This is a genomic window from Burkholderia sp. BCC1998 (genome assembly GCF_905339875.1).
In the GTDB taxonomy this organism is placed as follows: Bacteria; Pseudomonadota; Gammaproteobacteria; order Burkholderiales; family Burkholderiaceae; genus Burkholderia.
The window spans coordinates 1-508 of record NZ_CAJPHE010000101.1 but is presented as its reverse complement, the minus strand read 5'-3'; the positions used below and the strand labels follow the sequence as shown (position 1 = coordinate 508).

The following is a 508-nucleotide window of genomic DNA, read 5'->3' as shown; positions in this document are numbered from 1 at the left end:
TCTTCACGAACTCGTACACCGCCGCCGGGCAGAAGCGCGCCTCCGGTCCCGCGTAGGTGCGCAGGTTCACGTTCACCGGCACGCTCGCGTCCTTCAAGGTCAGGTGCGCCGGCTGGTTCTCCTCGTGGTTCGTGTTCGAGATGAACACCGACGACAATCGGTCGAACGTCAGCTTGCCGTCCGGCTTCGGATACTCGATCGGCGTGCATTGCGACGCCGGCTTCAGCATCTCGTGGTCCGCATGCTTGTGGTGCAGCGTCCACGGCACGTTGCCGCCCATCACCTTCTGTTCCAGCCCGACCATCAGCGTGCCGAGGTACAGGCCCTTCGCCATCCACTGCTTGAAGTTGCGTGCGCGGTACAGCTCCGTGTACAGCCACGATTGCTTGAACGCATCCGGATACGCGTTGAGCTCATCGCTCTGACGACCGGCCTGCAGCGCGTCGAACGCGGCGTCGGCCGCGAGCATGCCGGTCTTGATCGCCGCGTGGCTGCCCTTGATCCGCGA

At 64.4% G+C, this 508-nt stretch carries 1 protein-coding gene; it reads right to left on the bottom strand.

Features of this window, described 5'->3' with window-relative positions:
* A partial coding sequence (locus U5A56_RS36965; RefSeq protein ID WP_321927426.1) for a 4Fe-4S dicluster domain-containing protein occupies positions 1-508 on the bottom strand: 508 nt, incomplete at both ends.